This window comes from Burkholderia sp. E168m23, from assembly GCF_016586125.1.
Lineage (GTDB): Bacteria > Pseudomonadota > Gammaproteobacteria > Burkholderiales > Burkholderiaceae > Burkholderia > Burkholderia orbicola.
On the sequence record NZ_BCPP01000950.1, the window covers coordinates 1 to 2,714 of the forward strand.

Below are 2,714 nucleotides of genomic sequence, written 5' to 3' on the forward strand. Positions count from 1 at the left end.
GAACGGTCCTTCTCGGCCTTCGAGCCGAGGATCAGCAGCAGCGTTGCGTCGCCGCCGTCGTCCAGGATCATGTTCGCGAATTCGCCGTTCGGCCATTCGAAGATGCGGTGCGAGAACTCCCAGTATTCGTCGAGCGATTCGCCCTTGAACGCGAACACCGGCGTGCCGGCTTCGACGATCGCGGCGGCCGCGTGATCCTGGGTCGAGAAGATGTTGCACGATGCCCAGCGCACGTCCGCGCCGAGCGCCTTCAGCGTCTCGATCAACACGCCCGTCTGGATCGTCATGTGCAGCGAACCGGCGATGCGCGCGCCCTTCAGCGGCTGCTGCGCCTTGTATTCGTCGCGGATCTGCACGAGGCCCGGCATTTCGGTCTCGGCGATGTTGAGTTCCTTGCGGCCCCAGCCGGCCAGCGCCATGTCGGCGACGACGTAATCGTGGGAAGCCTTGGAATCGATAATGGCGTTCATCACGCCCTCCTTTCTAAAAAGTTTCTAGATTGGTGACGTGAGCGCCGTTCAGGAAGCGGGGCCGGCGCGAAAAAAATCGCCGCACGGCTGCTTGGTGAAGCTCTCCGAGCCTGGCGGACACGGATGGTCCGTCGCAACGCTCCTCGGAAAACGGAGGGGATTGTAGCAAATCGGCGCGCGAAATGCGCAAGGACGACGCGTAGGCACGCGACGCGCGCGGCGCCGGCGCGCGCGGCCGTCGGCAAAGGGTCGGAACTTCTTCGGGTCAGGACTCCGCGCCGACCCACGCCTGCTCGCGCAGCCGGGCGCGCAGGCGTGCGACGGCCTGGCTGTGCAGCTGGCACACGCGCGATTCGCTCACTTCGAGCACCGCGCCGATCTCGCGCAGATTCAGACCCCGTTCGTAGTACAGCGACATCAGCAGCTTCTCGCGCTCCGGCAGCCGCTCGATCGCCTCGACGAGCGCCTCGCGCAGGTGATCGTCGAGCAGCGCCGACAACGGATCGGCGTGATCGACGCGATAGCGGTCGAGGAACGGCTCGTCGTCGGCCGCGCGGTCGAAATCCTCGTAATAGATGAGCTGGCTGCCGTGCAGGTCCTGCAGCATCCCCTGGTATTCGTCGAGCGGCATGTTCAGGTGCTGCGCGATCTCGGTCTCGCTCGCCGAGCGGCCGAGGTGCTGCTCGACCTGGTGCACCGCGTGCTCGACCTCGCGCGACGTCTTGCGCAGGCTGCGCGGCAGCCAGTCGTTGCTGCGCAACTCATCGAGCATCGCGCCGCGGATGCGCTGCGTCGCGTAGGTCTCGAACTGCGCGCCCTGATCTTCCTTGTAGCGGCCGGCCGCGTCCATCAGGCCGATCATGCCGGCCTGGATCAGGTCGTCGAGATCGACGCTCGCCGGCATCTTCGCGACGAGCTGCAGCCCGAGGCGGCGCACGAGCGGCGCGTATTGCGCGAGCACGTCGGCCTGGGACATCTTTCCTTGAGCGTTGTACATCGTGGCTCTCTCCTTCGGGTGGCGCTCACGCGGCGTGTGCCGCGCCCGCCTCATACGACGGCTTGCCGCCGGCGTGGACCGCGCGGCCCGCACCCGAACGCGGGCGCATCGGCCAGTACAACAAATCGGCGGCAATCTGCCGGTAATCGCGCGCGGCAGGCGACGACGGGAACGCGTCGACCACCGCATGCATCAGTTCGCGGGCGTGCTCGACGAGCGGATCGGCGCTCACGCAGCCCGCATCGGCGATCGATACGGTCAGGTAGCGGCTCGCGACGCCCGCGAGGTTGTCAAGGCCGTCTTCGCGTCCGCGTGGCTGCCGACCTGGTTGGTCAGCACGCGGAACTGCGCGAACGCGTGCGCGAAATGCAGCCGCTTCATGCACGCGTACGCCTCGGTGATCGCCTGCGCGGCGACCCGCGTGACGACCAGCACGTCGTGCGCTTCGCGCGCGAGCGCCGAGAACGACCCGTCGGCGCCGAGCTGCGCGTCGACGAGGACGATATCGGCCGGGCCGTCGATGAAGTCGCTCAGTTGCGCGTCGCTGTAGCCGGCGCGCGCGAGCCGCGCGGCGCCGCACAGGCCGAAGCCGGCCGCCACCCGCGTGCGTTCGCCATCGCGCAGCCACGCGCCGGCGAGCGTCGCGCTGGCCGAATGCACGTCGGCGCGCTCGTCGACGACGAGCACGTCCTTGCCGAGCGACGCGAGCGCCGCCGCGAGATTCACCACGGTGGACGTGCAGCCGACGCCCGCCGGCCCACCCGTCACCGCGACGATACGCGACGCGCGCCCGGCGAGCAGGCGCCGCAGCCCTTCGGCCTGATCGATGATCCGTTTATCCAAATCGCACCTCGTGCAGCTCGGCGGTGGAACGTGCGGTCAGTGCGGAAAGCAGCGTCGGCATGTCCTCGTCTTGCGGCACGAAGGGCGAGCCGTCGCGCGGCACACAGAACGCGCTCTTCAGCAGGAATTTGGTCGACGCGACGTACAGGTTCTCCGGCACCTTCTGGCCGGTCGACACGTAGTGGACCGGCAGCTTGTAGCGGATCACCGTGTCGAGCACGCCGCCGAGGTGGGTCGCCTCGTCGAGCTTCGTGAGGATGCAGCCGGCGAGATCCGGGTGATCGCCCGCGCTGCGGTACGCCTGCACGACTTCGTTCAGCGTGTCGCCGTGGCTCGTCGCGTTGAGCAGCAGCAGGCGCTGCACCGGCGCGTTCGCGCCGTGCAGCATCGCGATCTGGTCGGAC

General features: G+C 68.2%; 2 protein-coding genes, 2 pseudogenes and 1 riboswitch. All 4 genes and pseudogenes read right to left on the reverse strand.

The features are described from left to right. Positions 1–470, reverse strand: a 470-nt coding sequence (locus tag JMF90_RS32420; protein ID WP_201325961.1) for an adenosylhomocysteinase, incomplete at its 3' end; no start/stop codon positions are given. Between the two features lie 32 nt (positions 471–502). Next, positions 503–621, reverse strand: a riboswitch (S-adenosyl-L-homocysteine riboswitch). A 114-nt stretch (positions 622–735) separates the two neighbouring features. After that, positions 736–1,467: an RNA polymerase sigma factor FliA gene (locus JMF90_RS32425; protein WP_011546702.1), complete on the reverse strand. Its 732-nt coding sequence runs from the start codon at positions 1,465–1,467 to the stop codon at positions 736–738. A gap of 25 nt (positions 1,468–1,492) precedes the next feature. Next, positions 1,493–2,310: pseudogene (locus tag JMF90_RS32430) on the reverse strand (MinD/ParA family protein). Then, positions 2,303–2,714 (reverse strand): annotated as a pseudogene (gene flhF, locus JMF90_RS32435) (flagellar biosynthesis protein FlhF); the annotation flags it as partial. The pseudogenes flhF and JMF90_RS32430, both read right to left, overlap by 8 nt.

Bases quoted from the DNA above. Each gene is read 5' to 3' on its own strand.
- JMF90_RS32425 (WP_011546702.1), bottom strand. From the start codon at position 1,467: ATGTACAACGCTCAAGGAAAGATGTCCCAGGCCGACGTGCTCGCGCAA.